We start from the raw sequence: 21,012 nt of genomic DNA on the forward strand, positions 1-21,012 counted from the left end.
ATGAAGCGAAGTTCTACACAGATACAAAATTCGAAACATTAAGTTATGCGATTGAGGATGTCCGGAAAGAAGCAAGACAAGCGGCAGCTATTGGTTTGGCAGTATCTAATTTACGTTATTATGATATACCTGGATCTTTAAGTCTTTCGTTTGGTACGGGGGCATGGCGTAATCAATCAGCCTTTGCTGTTGGTGCTGGATATACTTCTGAAGATGGAAATATCCGTTCTAATATATCTGTAACCAGTTCTGGCGGTCATTGGGGTATTGGTGCAGGGATTACTCTAAGGTTGCGGTAACAATGAAAAGAATTGATATTATTATAAAAAAACGAAATATTTTTGCATATATTCTGTTCACCCTTGCTTTAATGGGCAAGGGTGAAAGCCTTGCTAATGAAAAAAATAATACTTATACGGTGCATCCACCGCAATTATCTATTCCTAAAGGGGCGCCTGGTGAAACACGTCGTATTATTACGCAATTTTATTACTGGACTTTAATTTGTGATGAAAAAGAAAAACTTAGGCAAGGTGTATGTAATGTAACGCAAGCCGTTCATGATCAAGAGGATAATACTGTTTTTAGTTGGTCTTTGGTTTCTACGAAGAGCGGTCAAGCAGTAATGCTTTTGCGAACATTACCAAATGCTGATACAAAAGTTCCTATTCGATTGTTTATGGAAGGTGTTAAAGAGCCCCTCCTTATTCGTTATACGCAATGTGATAAATTCGTCTGCTTAGCACAATTTCTTGTAAAACCAATTTTAAATAAACAAATAGAGCAGAATAAAGAAGTACGTATTTCTTATAGGGTTAAAAAAGGGAAAGAATTTTCTTTTACTTTGCCATTTAAAGGGTTAAGTGAAGCGCTTTATTCTTTACAACGATAGGCTATACAGAATCCTTTAGCAGGGTTATTTCTATGGAAAACTTTTATGGGTTTTTAAAGAGGAGTATTTAACAATTAGTGATTGTTTATTAATACGCAATAGTTATTTTTATAATGAAGATATAAGAACTTAGCCATTCTAAAAAATACAACTTAAAAGCTGTATCGTGTAAATATAAAATAAAATTTAAAAAATATCTAGGAATATGCGCATATCTTCTTGCATTAAAGATATAACCGGTACAAATTATATTAGAAGTTTATTCAACTCCTTTTTATAAATTTGAGTATGAGCGATATGATAGAACTCCTAGATTATAATTTCGTTATGCTCTTTTTAAATGATTTAAAATATTTTCTGATATAATACGCACGTCAGTGTCTGGGTAATATCCTTGACTTTTAAAAGGAAAGTACCCCAGATCTTCTAGAACTTCAATGCTTAAATAAATCAATGATTTGCTTATGATATTGGTATCATAGAAGCAATAAAATTGGATAAAAAGAATATAAATGAAATGTCATCACGAGGCTAGCTCTTAATAAGTTGGCGATATGAAAAGAGTTAAATAAGACTTAGGATGAAGATAGAGATTGTCCGAATTTTTTAGTCGTTTTTCAATAATCAAGAGAGTGCAATTAATAGTTTAGTGAAGCAACGTATGGATTATAAAAATAAAGTTAAGATTTTGAAACAAATATAAATTATTGTCATGAATATCAAAAAAAGTTTCATATGGGCCTTTGGATAAAAATTTACTTTATGATGATTTAATTAAGGACTTACTTTAATGGTGCTTTACATAAAGGAGGAAATGATTAACTCATAGTTTCAAATAGACTGAATATTTAGTTAAATCTATAAACTTATGTCTAATGAAAGAGGAGCCAGATAGTTAGAAATTATGTAATTATAGACGATTTATTTATAGCGTTAGAGTTACCAAGAAAAGTATGACTTTGTAGAACAATTATTCAAAAATCTTAGTGATAGGAGTGGTTAAAATCTTTATAATAGAAAAGTAGAGAATACTATTCTTTTTATAATGTAATTTTACGTTGTTACTTTGTTTTTAAGAATAAAGGGAAGAGTTTTTACATGTTTCGTTATTTTGAAAAAATACTTCATGAATAAGGAAAAATATCTCTATTAAATTATAATGCAAAGCAGTCAAAGTGATGAAGAAAATTTGATATTAGTGCTAAAAAATTGTGTAGTCGCGCGAGACAATAAAAATAATTATACTACGTTGTAGCAGACAATAGCATACTTTATTTCTACTGAGTGGCAGAAGAGGCGGAAACAAAGATATTGAAAAAATTAGGTTCCTATACAAAAGGACACGGAGTTTCAATTCCATGGTTAAATAATTATAGGTACCAAAAAAATTGAAATAACTTTTTTCATGTTTTTTCAATTAAAACTCTCATTTTTTTACGTAGGACTAGATAATTATTGTTTACCGGTTTCTCCTAGAAAAACGGACTATTTTCGAATTATTGGTACTTTCTCGCATGTTATATGATTAGGAAAAGATTTAGTTTCTTAAATATATGAGTTGTGGACTGTGCGATTGATGCATAAAAGATTTGTTATTTAAAGTTAAAGTAAAGGCGTATTAAGTGTTATCGCTTCGTTGCGACGGAGGCTTGTGCGTTCGGAAAACGGTCTTTGATGTTTTATTTAATATGTTTTGGATGATGTTGTCCTAGAATTGGAAATTATTAAATAGGGAAATGGAAGCACGTTTTTCTGTTATAGAGCACGATGGGTTTATTGAGTTACACGTTAGTACAATTGTGCTTTTTGATATAGGAGGATAGGCATCAGAAACTATTCTGCTTGATTTTCCTAAATAGCATTCTTTACGTTTAATGAAATAGATTGCAGTTTACACTTATTTGTTTGTTGATGTTGTGACGACTTCTGAATGTTTTTTCGGAAATAATATTAATCTAGATGTTTTTGAAATAGTGAGAAGTTATGTGCGAGGTTTTATAAATAATTTTTCATATTTTTATAAATTAGAGGCTGTAGCTTGGAGTTTGAAGTTTTATTTTGGGGAACTTCTGGAGTGATGATAGCTTTAAAGGATATACCTTAATTGAGAGCGTTATGATTGGAAGAAAATTGACTGATAGTATTTGAATGAATGATGCAAACATGAAATCTCATGATGAAAGACGTAAAACTATTATGGGACATAAAAAAATGCGCCAACAACATTTATATTGGGAGGGAGGAAAGATTTTACTTTAGCTGTCACACAAGAAGCCAAGAAGATCGGTTTTTTAAACGATTAAGAGTTGCTGATCCTAGATTGAAATAAGGAGTTTTCATAGTGTTTTTGTTACAAGATGGTGTATAGTTTTTAGCATAGGAAGAGAAGAAGCTTTAAGCGTTAGAAGCTATCAGAATACGGAGACAATGAAAAAAGATGAAGAAAACGATCAAAACATCCACTGGCGGATATGGTGGTTCAGGGTCGCATGAATTATACCAGCGTGTCAGGAAAAAAGCAGGAACCATTAAAGCGTCGTCACGGCGATGGTTAGAGAGGCATCTAAATGATCCTTATGTTCATCAGTCGAAAGTAGATGGCTATCGTTCTCGTTCAGCTTATAAGCTCATCGAAATGAATGAACGTTATAAATTTCTTAAAAAAGGGCAAAAAGTTATCGACCTTGGAGCAGCGCCTGGGGGATGGTGTCAGGTTGCGCTACGCGCTATAGGATCAAATGATCAAAATCCTAGTGTGGTTGGTATTGATTATTTGCATGTTGAGCCATTGCCTGGGGTTGTGATGTTAGAAATGGATTTTTTACATGCAGATGCACCACAAAAATTAATTGATGCTTTAGGAACAAAGCCGGATGTTGTTCTTTCGGATATGGCAGCACCAACTACAGGTCATCGTCAGACTGATCACTTAAGAACAATTCATTTATGTGAGGTTGCTGCTGATTTTGCTCTTTCAGTTCTTAAACCTGGAGGGCATTTTTTAGCAAAAGCTTTTCAAGGTGGAGCAGAAAATACCCTCCTGACGACATTGAAACAAAATTTTAAGACAGTTCATCATGTTAAGCCACCTGCAAGTCGATCAGAATCCGTAGAGCTTTATCTTTTGGCACTTAAATTTAAAGGAAAAATAGAAGAGTGAAAACAACTTCCTCTTTTCAAAAGGTTGAAATTTATTTACATAAGATTTTTTTGAATGTTTGACAGCGATATCGTCGATAGTTGTTCTTTTGTCTACAATGAAAAACTGGTAAAATTGATGTATTGCCTATAGAGGTAGAGGTGTTGATTCCTCGAGAGAGCGTTTCCAATGAAGTTTCTTGATCAAGCTAAAGTCTATATTCGTTCTGGTACTGGAGGAGCAGGCGCGGTATCGTTTCGTCGTGAAAAGTTCATTGAATTTGGGGGACCTGATGGTGGTAATGGAGGACGTGGCGGTGACGTTTGGGCTCTTGTTGTTGATGGGCTCAACACACTGATTGATTATCGTTATCAGCAGCATTTTAAAGCCAAAACAGGGGGACACGGTAAAGGGCGTAACATGACGGGTGAAAAGGGTGATGATATTATCCTGAAAGTACCGGTTGGCACACAAATTTTTGAAGAAGATAATGAAACGTTGATTTGTGACTTAACAGAAGTTGGGCAACGTTATCGCCTTGCAAAAGGGGGGAATGGCGGCTTTGGGAATCTTCATTTTACAACATCTACAAATCGAGCTCCTCGTCATGCGAATCCAGGTTTAGCTGGAGAAGAGCGTACATTGTGGCTTCGTTTGAAGTTAATTGCTGATGGTGGGCTTGTTGGTTTGCCCAATGCTGGAAAATCAACTTTTTTAGCTTCCGTGACCGCTGCCAAACCAAAAATTGCAGATTATCCTTTTACCACTCTATACCCTCATCTTGGTGTTGCGCGCATTGATGCTCGTGAATTTGTTTTGGCTGATATTCCAGGCTTGATTGAAGGTGCACATGAGGGCGTGGGGATTGGAGATCGTTTTTTAGGACATGTGGAGCGTTGTCGTGTTTTGCTCCATTTAATTTCTGCTCAAGAAGAAGATGTGGAAAAAGCATATCGAGTTGTACGTCGTGAACTAGAGGCGTATGGAAATAATCTTAGTGATAAGGTTGAAATTGTAGCTTTAAGTCAGATAGATACTCTCACAGTTGAAGAGCGTAAAGCAAAACAAAAAATTTTGCAAAAAGTAGTAGGCCAATCTGTGAAAATGTTTTCTGCGGTCACTCGTGAAGGAGTAGAAGATGTGTTACGTGCTGTTGCGCATGTTATTGAAATGGCACGCAAAGAGAGCGATAGTGGGGCATATTAAGGTTCATTAAGTATGGAAGCTGGGTTGCAAAAACTTGCAAATTATAAACGTATTGTCGTCAAAGTTGGGTCTGCGCTTTTGGTTGATTCTCAGACAGGCTTACGTGTTAAGTGGCTCAATAGTTTGATAAGTGATATTGCTAAGTTGCATCAAAATGGCGTTGAAGTTTTATTAGTCTCTTCAGGTGCTATTGCTTTAGGAAGAACATTGTTACAGCTTCCTAAGGGAACTTTGAAATTAGAAGAAAGTCAGGCATGTGCGGCACTGGGACAAATTGAATTAGCAAAAACATATGGCAATGTTCTTGCGCAATATGGATTAAAAACAGGTCAAATTTTGCTGACTCTCTTTGATACGGAAGAGCGAAGGCGTTATCTCAATGCACGTGCTACGATTAATGTGCTTTTACGTTTTGGAGCTATACCCGTTATTAACGAAAACGATACTGTAGCGACGAGTGAAATTCGCTATGGTGATAATGATCGTTTAGCAGCGCGTGTGGCAACAATGATGGGTTCAGATCTTTTAATTCTTTTATCAGATATTGATGGTCTTTATACAAAGTCTCCTCATCGTGATCCAGCAGCTGAATTTATTCCTTTTATTTCATCAATTACCAGCGATATTGAAAAAATGGCTGATGTTGCTGCTTCAGAACTTTCTCGTGGAGGAATGAAAACAAAACTCGATGCGGGAAAAATAGCGAATTCCGCTGGGACAGCAATGGTTATTACTTCAGGAAAGCGTATGAATCCTCTTTCAGCAATTGATTGTGGGGAGCGCAAAAGTTTTTTTGCTGCGAGTGAAAAGCCTGTTAATGCTTGGAAAACGTGGATTTCTGGCCATTTAGATCCATCTGGTACTTTGACGATTGATCAGGGAGCCGTTAAGGCACTTGAATCTGGAAAATCATTGTTAGCTGCGGGGGTTATTGCGGTTAAGGGCAGATTCGATCGTGGAGATACGGTTGCGATTGTTGATATCAATGGTGTTGAAGTTGCTCGTGGACTTGTTAATTACAGCAAAGATGAAGCAGTGCGTATTATGGGGTGTAAAAGCGAAGAAATTGAATCGATCATTGGCTATGCAGCACGCTCTGCTATTGTCCATCGTAATGACATGGTTCTACGCTGCTTGAGCGATTCTGCTTAAAAAACTATTTTTACCTTGTTTATCGTTTTGGCAGAGTGGATTATACTATGGCTTTAAAAGAACAGATGAAGGATATGGGGCAAAAAGCGCGTCGTGCTGCTGCGATTCTGGCTGTTATGTCTTCTGAACAAAAGAATAAAGCATTAGAGATGATTGCTTTGAGTTTGGAGACACATTCAACTGAAATTTTACGGGCAAACCATCAGGATTTAGAAAATGCGGCTCATAATAACTTGAAGCCAGCGATAATTGATCGTCTCAAGTTAGATGAACTGCGTTTGCACGCGATCATAGACAGTGTATATCAGATTGCTGCTTTGCCTGATCCTATTGGACAAGTCATGAGTGAATGGATACGTCCTAATGGGCTTCATATTAGCCGCGTTCGTACGCCTCTTGGTGTCATTGGTATCATTTATGAAAGTCGCCCAAATGTTACAGTTGATGCAAGTGCTTTGTGTTTGAAAGCTGGAAATTCAACAATTTTACGTGGTGGTTCAGATAGTTTTCATTCTAGCCATGCCCTTTATTTAGCGTTGGTAAGGGGGTTAGAGAAGGCTGGATTTCCTAAAGATGCGATTCAAATGGTTGGAACGACAGATCGTGCTGCTGTTGGAGAAATGCTTAAAGGGTTGGATGGTATGATTGATGTTATTATACCTCGTGGTGGGAAAAGTCTTGTTGCGCGGGTTCAGTCTGATGCACGTGTTCCGACTTTTGCGCATTTAGAGGGGCTCTGTCATATTTATATTGATCAGTCCGCAGATTTAGAGATGGCGCGTCATATTGTTTTTAATGCCAAGTTGCGTCGGACAGGTATATGTGGTGCTGTCGAGACCCTTCTCATAGACCGTCAAGCATTAAAAAAGTTTCTTCCTGTTCTGAGGGATTTGCAAGAAAAAGGGTGTGAAATTCGCGCAACAGAGGATATTGTTTTTCTTATGCCAGAGCTCAAATTGGCTTCTGAAGAGGATTGGTCGCATGAATATCTTGATGCTATTCTTTCTGTAAAAACAGTTGATGGTATTGAGGAAGCTATTGCGCACATTCAACGTTATTCATCAGGACATACAGAATCGATTATTGCTGAGGATATGGGTGTGGTAAAAATATTTTTTAATCGTTTGGATTCGGCTATTTTGCTTCATAATGCGTCAACACAATTTGCTGATGGGGGTGAATTTGGTTTTGGAGCAGAAATTGGTATTGCTACAGGGAAAATGCATGCGCGTGGTCCTATAGGAGTTGAACAACTCACATCATTTCAATACCATATTAGAGGAAATGGGCAGGTTAGACCTTTATGAATCTATTTTTTTCTTGGAAAAATCATATGCCACATGTGGAAAGGTCTAACGTGATTGGTCTTTTTGGTGGGTCTTTTAATCCACCCCACACTGGGCATCTTCTTGTCGCAAAGATTGCCATTCGGCGTTTACACCTTGATCAATTATGGTGGATGGTAACACCGGGGAATCCTCTAAAGGATTATACAAACTTATTGTCTTTAGATGAGAGAATGCGGTTAAGCTTTGAACTTATTGATCATCCAAAGATTCGCATAACAGGTTTTGAGCAGGCTATAGGCAGTAAAATATCAGCCGATACAGTTTCTCATATTCTTACGCATTGTCGCGGGGTTCATTTTGTGTGGATTATGGGGGCAGATAGTTTTGCAACAATTCACCATTGGTACCGATGGCATGATATTATATCGATGCTTCCTATTGCAGTTATCGATCGTCCTCTTTGTCAGATACCAGCACTTTCTTCTCCTATGGCGCAAATTTATCGTTCTTTTCGTTTAGATGAACGGGAAAGTATACGATTACCTTTTATGAAACCACCGGTCTGGACTTATTTGCACGGACCTTTATCTTTTCAGTCTTCAACAAAACTTCGTCTCCAAAAGAATGATTTTGCTTGAAAACTTTATAAGATTCTGCTTCTGTTTTTGATATTTTAAATAATAAGAAAGGATATTAATCTGAAAAATATTTCAAAAAAACATTCTGACAGTGTTGTATCTTTGACAGCCAAAAAAAATACTTCTGTCATTAACAGTCTCGAAATTATTCTCAAGAGTTTAGAGGATACAAAAGCAGAAGATATCGTTTCCATTGATATTCAGGGTAAGTCGTCTATTGCTGATTACATGGTCATCGCTTCAGCACATTCTCATCGTCACGTATCCGCTATTGCTGATCATTTATTACGCACTTGGAAAGACAGTGGATACACCCTTGCACGTGTAGAAGGGCTTTCTGGAGGTGATTGGGTATTGATTGATACAGGTGATATTATTATTCATCTTTTTCGTCCAGAAATTCGTCTCTTCTACAATTTAGAAAAAATGTGGCTTTCTCCAGATTTAAATAATCCAAAATCAGTGTTCTTGGGAGATCATTAACGTGCAAATTTCTATTTTTGCTGTTGGGCGTATGAAGAAAGGGGCAGAGCATAAGTTGGTTGAGCACTATTTGGATCGTTTTTCTACAAGTTCTAGAGTTGTAGGGTGGCATTTAAAAAAACTACAAGAGATATCAGAAAGTCGTGCTCAGACAGTGTGCCAGCGTATGGAGGAAGAGGGAAAAAAGCTCATCGCGTTTTTACCTGAAAAATGTCGATTAATTGTATTGGATGAGCGAGGAAAATCAATTTCATCCCCTGCTTTTTCTGAAAAATTAAGGTCTTATAGTGATGAAGGTGTTCGTGATCTTATCATTGCTTTAGGAGGGCCTGATGGACATAGTGAGGAGATAAGAAAACGTGCTGATTTCCTTTTATCTTTTGGTTTTATGACGTGGCCGCATCAAATTGCACGTATACTTCTTACAGAGCAACTTTATCGTGCAGTAACAATTGTTAGCAACCATCCTTATCATCGTTTTTAATAGTCTTGTGCTATTTTTAGTACTTATTTATGCATTTATTAATATTGTTTTAGCTGAGATCTTTTAAAGCATCGATAATTTATGTGATGATGCTTAATGGTTAGAAAAATGAAAGAGCCTCTTCCTAGAAAGGCGCAGTATTTATATAAGAAAGGCATGATGTTTGTCGTGCCACTCTTGAGTATAGGATTTTGTTTTTCAGCATCGCGTGCTGAAGACGCCGTGAGTAGTGCAACAGAAGTACATAAAGCGTTGGTAGAGATTCGCGAAAACATTTCACTCTCGCGTAAACGTGTTTCCTTTCTTATGCATCAAGTTGAGGGTTTAAAGAAAGATCAGCGTGTTTTGAGCGATGCGCTTATTATAGCGGCTAAAACAGAACGTGCAATAGCACATAATATTGCTGAAAGAGAAGAAAAGCTAAAAATAATGATAGAACAACGAGTGCAAGTTCAGCAGAGCTTAAAGAGTCGTCGCGCTGAGTTTGCAGAAGTGCTTGCTATTTTAGAACGTATGGGATTAAATCCACCTCCTGCGCTTATGGCGCGTCCTGAGGACGTGTTGGCTTCTATACGTAGCTCTGTCTTATTGGGAGCTGTTGTTCCTCAAATGCAAGAGAAAACACGGGCTTTAGTTGAAAGCCTTAAAGAGTTGACCCATTTGAGCGACTCCATTGCTAAAGAATATGCAGTTTTAAAGGCTAAAATGCAAAGTCAAGCAGAAGAGCAAAAGCGTTTAGAGCTTTTATTGGATAAAAAAGCCAAATTACAAAAAAAGTCAGAAGAAGAATTAACAGAACAACAACAAAAAAACATTTCTCTTGTTGAAAAAGCACAATCTTTGGAAGAATTAATTTTAGAACTTGACCGTCAATCAAAATTTAGTTTTGATGCATCAACACAGATACGGAAAAGTTTACAATTGTTAGAGCAGTCCAATTTTGAAAAACGCAAAGGCTCTTTACTTTTCCCTGTTTTGGGAAAAAGAATTCGGCATGTCCATAATAGTTCACAGGTCATGCGTTTTGGTGAGATGATTGAAACAGAATCGAAAGCTGTTGTGGTATCACCTGCTGATGCTCTTATTGCTTTTGCTGGACCATTTCGTTCTTATGGACAATTAATTATTCTCAATGTCGGAAATGGCTATCATATTGTTCTTATTGGAATGTCAAGAATCAATGTAACACAAGGGCAGTTTGTCCTTGCTGGGGAGCCGCTTGGAATGATGGGAACGCAATTTATTGCGAATAGTGTTGCATTGGATATAGGCAAAACTGTTCCAATGCTTTACATTGAGTTTAGAAAACAGGGAAAGCCTGTAAATCCAACTCCTTGGTGGCGGACTGAAAAAACGAGAAGGAACCAAAATGATTCGTAAAGTTATTCTTTTGGTCGCTGGGGTATTGCTCGGCGCCAGTTCAATGATTATGGTGCAGTCTGTTGCTGCCAATAATGAAGGTAATGCGTATAAAGAGCTGGCTTTGTTTGGTGATATCTTCGAGCGTGTACGTATGCAATATGTGACGGTTCCGGATGATAAAAAGCTTATTGAAAATGCCGTTAATGGTATGCTCACATCGCTTGATCCTCATTCATCTTATTTAAATGTTGAAGAAGCCAAGGAGATGCGGGATTCTACGAAGGGAGAGTTTGGAGGACTTGGTATTGAAGTTACTATGGAGAAAGGTTTGGTTAAAGTTGTTTCTCCCATGGATGATACACCTGCTTCAAAAGCTGGTATTTTGGCGGGGGATCTCATTTCAAAAATTGATGGTGTACAGACAAATGGGCAGACATTGAATGAAGCTGTTAATAAGATGCGAGGAGCTCCTGGAGAACCAATCACATTGACAATTCTTCGTTCTGGTGTTGATAAACCACTCGAAATTAAAGTTGTTCGTGATATCATCAAGGTGAAAGCGGTGAAATATCGCGTTGAAGATGATATTGGTTATCTAAGAGTTATTCAGTTTTCTGAACAAACTTTTAAAAACCTTCGGGCTGCAATTGAAGATATTCAATCTAAAATTCCTAAAGATAAGCTGAAAGGATATGTTCTTGATCTACGGCTGAATCCTGGTGGTCTTCTCGATCAAGCTGTGAGTGTTTCGAGCGCCTTTCTTAATAAAGGTGAGATTGTATCGACCCGTGGCCGTAAAAAAAGTGATGTGACAAGATTTGACGCTAAGCCGGGTGACCTTATTAATGGAAAACCTCTCGTTGTCCTCATTAATGGTGGTTCGGCAAGTGCTTCTGAAATTGTGGCAGGTGCATTGCAAGATCATCGTCGTGCTACAATTTTAGGTACACAGTCTTTTGGGAAGGGATCTGTTCAAACAATTATTCCTTTGGGTGAGAATGGTGCTTTACGTTTAACAACAGCGCTTTACTACACGCCATCAGGCACCTCAATTCAAGGTACTGGGATTACACCTGATATTCTTGTAGAGCAACCACTGCCTGAAAAATATAAAGGCTATGATGTAAAGATTGGTGAATCTGCGTTAAAAGGGCATATCAAAGGAAAGCGGGAAGACAATAAAGGGTCTGGTTCAGCAGCTTTTGTTCCGCAAGATCCTAAGGATGATATTCAATTACATGAGGCTTATAAGCTGTTGCGTGGTGAAATAAAAAATGCAGCATTTCCACCAGATCCTAATAAGGATGTTTTGAAGTGAGCAAAAATATGGATAGAGTTGATGCTTTTGAGGGGAATTGAATGAGCGATGAAGTGACGAATTTAAAGGCTCTTCCTTATCGGAAATGTGTTGGAATTGTTGTCTTTAATCATGAGGGTAAAGTTTGGGTTGGGCGCCGTTTGGTGACGTCCCCTCATGCCGTTACCGAAATGTCTCATCGTTGGCAGCTTCCTCAAGGAGGAGTTGATAAAAATGAAAAACCATTAGATGCAGCATATCGTGAACTCTACGAAGAAACGGGTATTCAGTCTGTAAAATTTATTAAGGAGGCACGGAATTGGTTTCATTATGATTTTCCACAAGAACTTATTGGATCCACATTAAGCAATAAGTATCGTGGACAAGTACAAAAATGGTTTGCCTTTCAATTTACAGGAGAGCTTTCTGAAATTGCAATCAATCCGCCGCCTGATGGTAATAAAGCTGAATTTGACCAGTGGAAGTGGGTTGATCTAAAAACTCTTCCTTCAATTGTTGTCTCTTTTAAAAAGCAGGTCTATACGAAAGTTGTTAGTGAATTTCAAGGTAGCCTTAAATGATTATAAAAGCTATATAACTGTAGAAAGCTTTTTTTCTTTAAGATGCTTTGTATAATATTGTATTTTATTATATAAATTTCAGAAAATAATAAGCATGTTTCTTTTTTAGGTAAAGAATTGGAATATAAAATGAAAAAGTTATTTAATTTAATTATAGTTTCTGCTCTTTTGAGTATTTCTTCTGTGGCGTTTGCATCGGATTCCAAACCAGCAGCAACGAAAGCTACAGCAGCTACATTGCCAAATGGCGCTTCTTCTTTAACTGAAACCTATGGTTTGTGGACTATCAACTGTGGTATACAGGGAGGAAAAAAAGTTTGCTTGATGCATCGTCAGGAGGTCAATGATCAGGGGCGTACAGTTGTGGCTATGACTGTTAATCTCAATGCTGATGGCGCTGTGTCTGGTAACTTGATCGTTCCTTTTGGCATTTTGGTCTCTAAGCCTGTTCGTTTACAAGTCGATGAGGGAAAGGCTGTTATTGAAACCGGTATTCGGACTTGTGTACCAGCAGGCTGTGTTGTTCCTATCGCTTTTGACAAAAGTTATGTAGCAGCTCTACGGGCTGGTAAGCATTTGAAGTTGGCTATGACAATTGCTGATTTAGGTGAACCACCTTTGAATGATTTATTCGTACAGTTAAATGGTTTTAGTAATGCTCTTAATCGTTTGACTGTTTTGCAGAAATAATTCTAAGAATATAATGAAAGCGGCCTTAAAAGGCCGTTTTTATTTTTTAGCATTTTTGTAGCGGGCTTTGGCTAAAACAACAAGATTATTTTGTTAAAAGAGATTCAAAATCTTTTTCAGAGATTTTCATTTTTTAGTCATTGTTTTTATTTTGATTAATTATTTTTACTTCAATGTATGTTAGATATCATCATGATATAGAAATGATGAATTGGAGTGTCGGGTTTCTTTGTTTATGGAGAAAAAGGCGTTCGCGCATAAAACCATTGTGTATAGAGAAGCTTATTTTAAATGCTCTACTACACGCTCTTCTATTTTTTTAAATTAAAAGAGGAATAAAGCATGGTTTATACATTGCTTCAAGTCATAGACCTTATTTTTAATATTTATATTGATGTTTTAATTATCAACGTTATCTTCTCTTGGCTCTATGTATTTAATATAATAAATGCGCACAATCGCTTTGTTATTTTAATAAGAAACTTTCTATATCAGTTGACAGAGCCAGTCCTTAGTCGTGTTCGACGTGTTTTACCAGATCTTGGAGCTATTGATATTTCTCCTATTGTTGTATTTATTATTATTTATTTATTTCGTTCTTTTATGTGGCATGCTTATGCAAGTATGTATATATAGAAATATCTATGAAATGAATGAAAATGTTTCATCAAGTTGATAGGAATGGTTTGATTTTATTTGTACGACTAATTCCTAAAACGGCTGTCGACAAAATAATGGGAGTTGAAGATAGGGATGATGGAAAGCAATATTTAGTCATTCGCCTTCGTGCTGTTCCTGAAAATGGAAAAGCAAATAAAGCGCTTATTAAATTTTTAGCGAAGCAATGGAAGGTTCCATCTTCTTGTATTGCTCTAAAGAGTGGCGCAACATCTCGCTATAAACAACTTCATTTTTCAACACACTTAGAAGAACTCAAGAAGATATGGCTCTCATTAGAGAAACATACCTCTATGTAGAAGTAGATAAAAGCCCATTAAAAAACAGGCTTTATTTTTTATTGCGTTCAACTGCTTGTTTAATGAGTTCATATGCAAAACTCTTATCACGCCAACCTTCAATTTTGGCCCATTTCCCAGGTTCAAGGTCTTTGTAATGTTCAAAAAAATGCTCAATTTGCTTTAGTGTAATTTCGGGAAGATCTGTATAGTCATGAATGCCAATATAGCGTTTTGTTAATTTTGGGGCAGGAATGGCAATAATTTTCTCATCTTTGCCACCATCATCTTCCATAATCAGGGCTCCGATGGGACAGACATTGATAACACAACCAGGAAGCAGTGGACGCGTATTGCAGATAAGAACATCAATGGGATCACCGTCATCTGAAAGAGTATGTGGTACAAAACCATAATTTCCCGGATAAATCATTGACGTATGAAGAAAACGATCAACAAACAATGTTTCCGACTTTTTATCCATCTCATATTTTATTGGTTGACCACCACAAGAGACTTCTACAATAACATTAACGTCTTCTGGTGGATTTTTACCAACAGGTATTTCTTTAATATTCATGTAAGATCCTTTCAGGAGTATGATGAAGTTAAATATAATGAAGTATTTAACTTAAGCAGTTATGGAATTAGATTGGAGTTGATGAACGTGTTTTTTCAAAACGTTTGCGTTCGTTTGGGTCCAAATAAAGTTTGCGTAGACGAATATTTTTAGGAGTTACCTCTACAAGTTCATCATCCTGTATCCATGATAAGGCACGCTCTAACGTCATTTTAAGAGGCGGAGTTAGTTTTACCGCTTCATCTTTTCCGGAAGCACGCATGTTGGTAAGTTTTTTTCCTTTTAAAACATTCACTTCTAAATCATTATCGCGTGAGTGGATACCGATAATCATTCCTTGATAGACTTTAACACCGGCATCGATTATCATCGGCCCACGATCTTCAAGATTAAAAAGAGCATAAGCGACAGATTCACCGCTATCATTTGAAATCATGACACCATTGACACGACCACTAATATCCCCTTTATAAGGTTCATAGGCATGAAAAAGACGATTCATAATAGCTGTACCACGTGTATCAGTTAACAGCTCAGATTGATAGCCAATGAGTCCTCGCGTTGGCGCGTAAAAGACGAGACGAACACGATTTCCTCCAGAGGGGCGCAATTCGACCATTTCACCTTTACGTTCAGACATTTTTTGAACAACAGTTCCAGAGTATTCTTCATCAACATCGATGACAACTTCTTCAACTGGTTCAAGAGTTGTTCCATTTTCATCTTTTTGCATCACAACACGTGGACGTGAAACACTAAGTTCAAATCCTTCACGGCGCATATTTTCAATGAGAACAGCAAGTTGCAACTCTCCTCGTCCTGAAACGTAAAAAGAATCTTTATCTGCTGATTCCTCGATTTTTAGAGCTACGTTTCCTTCTGCTTCTTTCAATAAACGATCACGGATGACACGACTTGTTACTTTATCACCTTCAGTGCCTGCAAGAGGGCTATCATTGACAAGAAAGCTCATCGTAACAGTAGGAGGGTCAATTGGTTGAGCTGGCAGAGGCTCATTAACGGCAGGATCACAGAAGGTATCCGCAACGGTACCTTTTTGTAGCCCTGCAATTGCTACGATATCACCAGCGCTACTTTCTTCAATAGGTTGGCGTTCTAATCCACGAAATGCCAAAATTTTTGAAATACGTCCAGTTTCTAAAAGTTTTCCGTCTTGTCCAAGAACTTTAACATTTTGATTAGACTTTATAGAGCCGGAATGTATCCGACCTGTAATAATTCGTCCAAGAAATGGATCTGCTTCAAGAATAGTCCCGATCATACGAAACGGCCCTTCCGCTACACGAGGAGAAGGAACATGACGCGTTATAAGATCAAACAAAGGACTAAGTCCCTGATCTTTGGGTCCTTCGGGGGATTCAGCCATCCACCCATCGCGGCCTGATCCGTAAAGAATGGGAAAATCAAGCTGTTCATCGGTCGCATCAAGAGCTGCAAAAAGATCAAAAACTTCATTGATAACTTCATCAGGACGTGCGTCCGCTCGATCAATTTTATTGATAGCAACAATAGGGCGTAGTCCTACCTTTAATGCTTTTCCAACAACAAATTTTGTTTGCGGCATTGGCCCCTCAGCAGCATCAACAAGTACAATTGCGCCGTCCACCATGTTCAAAATACGTTCAACTTCTCCACCAAAGTCGGCGTGACCTGGTGTATCAACAATATTAATTCTAGTATCTTTCCAGACAACAGATGTCGCTTTTGCTAAAATTGTAATTCCGCGTTCTTTTTCAATGTCATTTGAATCCATCATACGTTCACTGGTACGCTGATTATCACGAAAATTTCCTGATTGTTTGAGAAGTTCGTCTACGAGTGTTGTTTTGCCATGGTCAACGTGAGCAATGATGGCGATATTACGCAATTGCATAAATTTTCTTCTTTTCTTTTGTGAAATTCCATTTGAGATAAAGCTTTTATAAGCTTTACCTTACGATTACAAAACCTTTTACATGTTTTTTTATAATTTTGGAAGTGTATTTTCAAGGGATGCTTTAAGGTAAAGGAATCATAAACAAGACACGACGGTATTTTGCTGGCACCATTATTATAATATTTATCAGCTTGTGGATGTTGCTCAAGCCTTTTAAGATTTTTCATAAGAGGTATTTTTACCCTTTGTCTTATGCAACTCTATCCACATGCTAGCTCTACTTGTGATGTGCAAACAAGGATTTTGATTGATTCAGCATAAAAGGGTTTGAAATAAAAGAAACCTATATTATTCGGAATTTTTATTGAATACGAATAAGTTTAAATTTTATATAAATCAATATGTTGAATAGAGGTTTCTACGGAACCAGAGGTTGGTATGTTATTCATCTAATAATCAATCTAAAGGATTAAAAGCTTTTGTTAATTCTTTAGGTAGGTGAAGAACATATACGATATTTTTATATATGCATTTTCTTGTTTCTTGAACAATTGGAGCGATTTTGTTTGAAGGATCGAAAACAACGCGTGAACCAGTATATTTAAGGCAAGTAAGAATAATATTGCATGTTGCTTTGTATCCACTAAAATTAGCAAAAAAGAGTATGTGTATTGAATCAAAACAAAGATAAAGAAACGATTATTGCTAACAATAAAGAATGAAAACTAAATATCTTTAGCGCTGGTTTAATAGAGCGTGGTGATTCATCTCTTTTTGGTGGTATTAAGCAGTCTGATCGTGTCAATATTTTAGTGGCTTTTTCTAAGTTTGCTTTTAAAACAACGACGCTTTATTTTACTGAAACTTCTAGTTATCGGGATTGCATTGCATAATTACAAAGAATAGAAGGATTGATATCTCTCAAAGTGTTAGAAGATTTATTCTTATATTAAGAATAAACAGGGAGTGGTTGCAAAAACCAAAAGAAAAGATTTGAAACACTTTAGGATAGAGTAAGGACAATTTTTGGTACAAGTTAAAAAGAACCCAGAGATGAATAATCACACAAAGATTTGAATTTTTCTTCAAAAGCAACAGAAATTGTTATTTTTTTTAAGCTTGTTTACACGTATAGGTTGGTTACTTTGGCGCTATGTGAAGGTATATTCCCTTTCCTGTAAACATTTTTTGCACTGCACTTTTATAGTTGGGAGGGTTTCGCCTCTTAAACTCTCTGTCTACTCACCAAAATTGTGACATAAAATCTGCCTTTATTAAGAGAACTAACAAGCTTTGGCTAGAGGCAAAAAAATCCTTTAAAGCCACTGACGTTTTTGATCAATAATTACAATGGCTTCTTTTGTCCTTCTCACGCGGGCTTCGAAAACATGATGAAAGAAAGGCTATAAAGGTGCTTAAATCGAACTTTATAGTTTGTTAAATGGAAAAACATTTTATTTTTAATGACAGTAAATAAGTTTTTTGTATTTTATAATGATAGAGTAAATAATGACCTTGAGATTTAAATAGAAAGGGCTTGAATCTTTCTAAAGTATTGGTCGTATAAAAGAACTCGACCGACCTGTACTCAAAAATGAAAATATATTTTTACTGCCTTTGATGTGGATGAAGCAACATATTGATTTATATATATAATTTAGCGTTATTGAGATTAAATGAGAACTCCGAATAACGTAAGGTTTTCTCATTTTAAATCTCTTTATATTGAATCAATTAAAGTCACTTGCTTGCAGGTCATAAGCGGGGCTAGCATGTGGTAAAAACTGTAAAAGAAAAGATTAAAATTGGCTCTCATGAACCGTCTTAATGCAAGGGCTGTAGCAACACCCAAGAACTGGCAAATATAATGATGGTGCTAGCTTGCAGAACCAAGTGATTTGAATTATCTGTTTTTTAACGACATCTTTTAAAAGGTGTTAAGGGGGGTAATCAATGATTTAGAATATCCTCACATCCCAATGCGCTCTTGAATGAAGATATAATGGCAGAGCTTGGTTGGCTCTCTGTTATTGAAACAACTGAATGCTTTGGTATGTCGTGTGTAGCATTGTCTAGGATTTTAAATGGAAAATCCGTTATTAAGTCCATTTAGTGATGAGGTTTTAGATAGCTGGTTTGAACACAGTACCGGCTTGGTGAGCGATGAAAACAAATTATGATTTAGCATAGCTCTAAGTCATAAATAACTCAGTATACGTCTTTTTTGTAGAAGCCTTTTTGGGTGCCTTCCTTCTTTTGAAGTATTTTTAGATATTATGATGGATTTTCCTTAGAAGGTTACAATGCTTAAATCATATTTTTTTAGGACAAGATATGAACGGATATTAAAATGTCTTGCATGCTGAATGAGAGACTGTGATATCGTAAAGTTTTCTCATTTCAAAGTTATTGGTTGTTGAATCAATTACAATTACCTGCTTGTACGTTACAAACAGAACAACGGTGTTGAAAAAATACTGAGAGTAGAAATGCTCCTTATTGAATTGCTTCAATGTGAGGGGGTGCTGTGATACTTATAAGTTGGCAAATAGAAGGGTGATACTGGTTTGTTCCTCACAACTATAGAGATGGTCGTCCTTAATAGATTTATGCAATACTATATATGAACATTGTTGTGAAATAGGGGACGTTGCAAAATGTTTCTTTGAAAAAAACATGAATGTGTAACACAATGCTGTTCTTCTTTTTTATATAAGGAGTGTTATTCCTTAAAGAGAAGCATGCTAGATACTAATTGCTCATTACATGAAAAGTTCACGTCAGAACATGCTTCCAAACAGTTGCTATGTAGAAAAAAATTTAAGTTATGTGGGGCGTGTCTTTCTTTTCAAGTTATAGCAAAGTTCCAGACAATATAAGAGAGGCAACAGAAAAATAAATCACGATTCCCATAACATCTACTAAGGTTGCGACAAGGGGAGCTGAAGCACTTGCTGGATCAAATCCAAGGCCTTTAAGGATGAAAGGAAGCATGGAGCCCGATAAGGAGCCAAAAGTAACAATGCCAATTAAAGCTGTCCCCACTGTTATAGCAATAAAAATCCAATGTTCACCATAGTCATAAATACCAAACTTTTGCCAAAGAGCAATACGCATCATTCCAATAATACCCAGCAAAACTCCGAGAGATATTCCCGCAGGAATTTCACGTAGGGCAATTTTCCACCAATCACGCAGTGAGAGTTCGCGCAAAGCTAAAGCGCGAATAATAAGTGATGTTGCTTGCGAGCCAGAGTTTCCTCCTGAACTCATGATGAGAGGAATAAACAGGGTGAGAGTGATGGCTTTTTCAAGTTCTGTTTCAAAATATTGCATAGCACTTGCTGTCAACATTTCACCAAGAAAAAGGAGTGCAAGCCAACCACCACGCTTTTTCATCATTCCAAGAAAGTTGATCTGCATATAGGGTTTATTGAGAGCTTCCATACCCCCAAACTTATAAGCATCTTCACTCATCTCATCGACCATTGTATCAAGAACATCATCGACTGTTACAATACCAATAACATGGTTAGTGTCATCAATCACCGGCACAGAGAGAAGGTCATGACGCTGAAAAAGACGAGCGATGTCTTCATGATGTGTAAGGGGAGATATTGTAATAGGTGTATCATGTGTCGCGATATTTAAAATTTGATCATCAGGTGAGGCAAGGATGAGATTGCGTAATGAAACAGCTTTGAGAAGTGTTCCTGTCTTGGGATCAATAACATAGCTTGTATAGACTGTTTCACGTGTCCGTTCGACATCGCGAATGTGAGCCAAAGTTTTTTTTACAGTCCAATTTGCAGGAACGGCTATAAACTCTGTCGTCATCAGTGCCCCTGCTGTATGATCAGGGTAACTCGTGAGTTTTTTAAGTTCAGCACGCGTTAATGGGTTAAGCAATGCATAAAGCTGCGTACGGGTTTCTTTATTCATTTCTTGAAAGACATCGGCTGCAGCATCAGCAGACATACCATCAAGAACTTCAACTGAGCGATTAATAGGCAGAAGTTCAAGAATAGCTGCAGGTTCTTCAAGCTCTGGTTTGTCAAAGAGTTCAATCGTATAATCAAGAGGTAAAAGGTTCAGAACAGCGACACGTTCTGCAATATCAAGGTCATTGATGATATCAATTGCATCAGCAAAATGATGACTTTTTAATTCCTCGGCGATAACTTCAGGAGAAGAGCTTTTAAAGTCGAAGGTCGTTTTAATTTCAGTCATAATAAAGTACCTTCCGAAGGATTATAGGATAAAAAAATTTATATCATGGATAAGACAAAATAAAAATTATGGAAAATTTAAGCAAAAATCATCCCCAACAGTACCCCTTCAATTGTTAATGTTTGAAATAAAGTCA

Annotated in this window: 19 protein-coding genes; 15 read left to right on the top strand and 4 right to left on the bottom strand. The window is 36.9% G+C overall.

Annotated elements, in window-relative coordinates:
* The 15 genes from ABID23_RS03530 to ABID23_RS03600 form a co-directional block, all read left to right on the top strand.
* Window positions 1-299: YadA-like family protein (locus ABID23_RS03530; protein WP_354189392.1), on the top strand; the 299-nt coding region annotated here is incomplete at its 5' end.
* A 2-nt stretch (window positions 300-301) separates the two neighbouring features.
* Window positions 302-892 (top strand): invasion associated locus B family protein, encoded by a 591-nt coding sequence (locus ABID23_RS03535; RefSeq protein WP_354189393.1) that lies wholly within the window; start codon window positions 302-304, stop codon window positions 890-892.
* Between the two features lie 2,437 nt (window positions 893-3,329).
* Window positions 3,330-4,052 carry an RlmE family RNA methyltransferase gene (locus tag ABID23_RS03540; protein ID WP_354189395.1) on the top strand — a complete coding sequence of 241 codons (723 nt, stop codon included), beginning with the start codon at window positions 3,330-3,332 and terminating at the stop codon, window positions 4,050-4,052.
* 168 nt (window positions 4,053-4,220) lie between these two features.
* Entirely contained in the window at window positions 4,221-5,237 is a 1,017-nt protein-coding gene (gene obgE, locus ABID23_RS03545) for a GTPase ObgE (protein WP_354189397.1), read from the top strand.
* Between the two features lie 12 nt (window positions 5,238-5,249).
* On the top strand, window positions 5,250-6,389 hold the full coding sequence (gene proB / locus ABID23_RS03550) for a glutamate 5-kinase (protein ID WP_354189399.1): 1,140 nt from the start codon (window positions 5,250-5,252) through the stop codon (window positions 6,387-6,389).
* A gap of 47 nt (window positions 6,390-6,436) precedes the next feature.
* Window positions 6,437-7,696, top strand: coding sequence for a glutamate-5-semialdehyde dehydrogenase (locus tag ABID23_RS03555; RefSeq protein WP_354189401.1), 1,260 nt, complete (start codon window positions 6,437-6,439; stop codon window positions 7,694-7,696).
* Window positions 7,697-7,722: 26 nt separating this feature from the next.
* Window positions 7,723-8,316 (top strand): nicotinate-nucleotide adenylyltransferase, encoded by a 594-nt coding sequence (locus ABID23_RS03560; RefSeq protein WP_354189505.1) that lies wholly within the window; start codon window positions 7,723-7,725, stop codon window positions 8,314-8,316.
* A 39-nt stretch (window positions 8,317-8,355) separates the two neighbouring features.
* Complete coding sequence (gene rsfS / locus ABID23_RS03565; protein WP_354189507.1) at window positions 8,356-8,799, top strand: ribosome silencing factor; 444 nt, start codon at window positions 8,356-8,358, stop codon at window positions 8,797-8,799.
* A 1-nt stretch (window position 8,800) separates the two neighbouring features.
* Complete coding sequence (rlmH, locus tag ABID23_RS03570; RefSeq protein ID WP_354189403.1) at window positions 8,801-9,283, top strand: 23S rRNA (pseudouridine(1915)-N(3))-methyltransferase RlmH; 483 nt, start codon at window positions 8,801-8,803, stop codon at window positions 9,281-9,283.
* A gap of 96 nt (window positions 9,284-9,379) precedes the next feature.
* The gene (locus ABID23_RS03575; protein ID WP_354189405.1) at window positions 9,380-10,663 is read left to right on the top strand and encodes a murein hydrolase activator EnvC family protein; all 1,284 of its coding nucleotides are present in this window, start codon (window positions 9,380-9,382) and stop codon (window positions 10,661-10,663) included.
* Window positions 10,653-11,963, top strand: a complete 1,311-nt coding sequence (locus ABID23_RS03580) for a S41 family peptidase (RefSeq protein ID WP_354189407.1) — start codon at window positions 10,653-10,655, stop codon at window positions 11,961-11,963. The genes ABID23_RS03575 and ABID23_RS03580 overlap by 11 nt, the downstream gene beginning before the upstream one ends.
* Before the next feature lie 41 nt (window positions 11,964-12,004).
* The gene (locus tag ABID23_RS03585) at window positions 12,005-12,523 is read left to right on the top strand and encodes an RNA pyrophosphohydrolase (RefSeq protein ID WP_354189409.1); all 519 of its coding nucleotides are present in this window, start codon (window positions 12,005-12,007) and stop codon (window positions 12,521-12,523) included.
* Window positions 12,524-12,652: 129 nt separating this feature from the next.
* Window positions 12,653-13,213 (top strand): invasion associated locus B family protein, encoded by a 561-nt coding sequence (locus ABID23_RS03590; protein WP_354189411.1) that lies wholly within the window; start codon window positions 12,653-12,655, stop codon window positions 13,211-13,213.
* A gap of 342 nt (window positions 13,214-13,555) precedes the next feature.
* Entirely contained in the window at window positions 13,556-13,849 is a 294-nt protein-coding gene (locus ABID23_RS03595; RefSeq protein WP_354189413.1) for a YggT family protein, read from the top strand.
* Window positions 13,850-13,872: 23 nt separating this feature from the next.
* The gene (locus ABID23_RS03600) at window positions 13,873-14,190 is read left to right on the top strand and encodes a DUF167 domain-containing protein (RefSeq protein ID WP_354189415.1); all 318 of its coding nucleotides are present in this window, start codon (window positions 13,873-13,875) and stop codon (window positions 14,188-14,190) included.
* A gap of 31 nt (window positions 14,191-14,221) precedes the next feature.
* On the opposite strand, the gene ppa is transcribed toward ABID23_RS03600, so the two are convergent.
* The 4 genes from ppa to mgtE form a co-directional block, all read right to left on the bottom strand.
* The gene (ppa, locus tag ABID23_RS03605; protein ID WP_354189417.1) at window positions 14,222-14,749 is read right to left on the bottom strand and encodes an inorganic diphosphatase; all 528 of its coding nucleotides are present in this window, start codon (window positions 14,747-14,749) and stop codon (window positions 14,222-14,224) included.
* Between the two features lie 67 nt (window positions 14,750-14,816).
* Complete coding sequence (gene typA, locus ABID23_RS03610; RefSeq protein WP_354189419.1) at window positions 14,817-16,643, bottom strand: translational GTPase TypA; 1,827 nt, start codon at window positions 16,641-16,643, stop codon at window positions 14,817-14,819.
* Between the two features lie 459 nt (window positions 16,644-17,102).
* Window positions 17,103-17,318, bottom strand: a complete 216-nt coding sequence (locus ABID23_RS03615; protein ID WP_354189509.1) for a type IV secretory system conjugative DNA transfer family protein — start codon at window positions 17,316-17,318, stop codon at window positions 17,103-17,105.
* A 2,181-nt stretch (window positions 17,319-19,499) separates the two neighbouring features.
* On the bottom strand, window positions 19,500-20,876 hold the full coding sequence (mgtE, locus tag ABID23_RS03620; RefSeq protein WP_354189421.1) for a magnesium transporter: 1,377 nt from the start codon (window positions 20,874-20,876) through the stop codon (window positions 19,500-19,502).
* Between the last annotated feature and the right edge of the window lie 136 nt (window positions 20,877-21,012).

It is taken from the genome of Bartonella silvatica (genome assembly GCF_040545155.1).
Lineage (GTDB): Bacteria > Pseudomonadota > Alphaproteobacteria > Rhizobiales > Rhizobiaceae > Bartonella > Bartonella silvatica.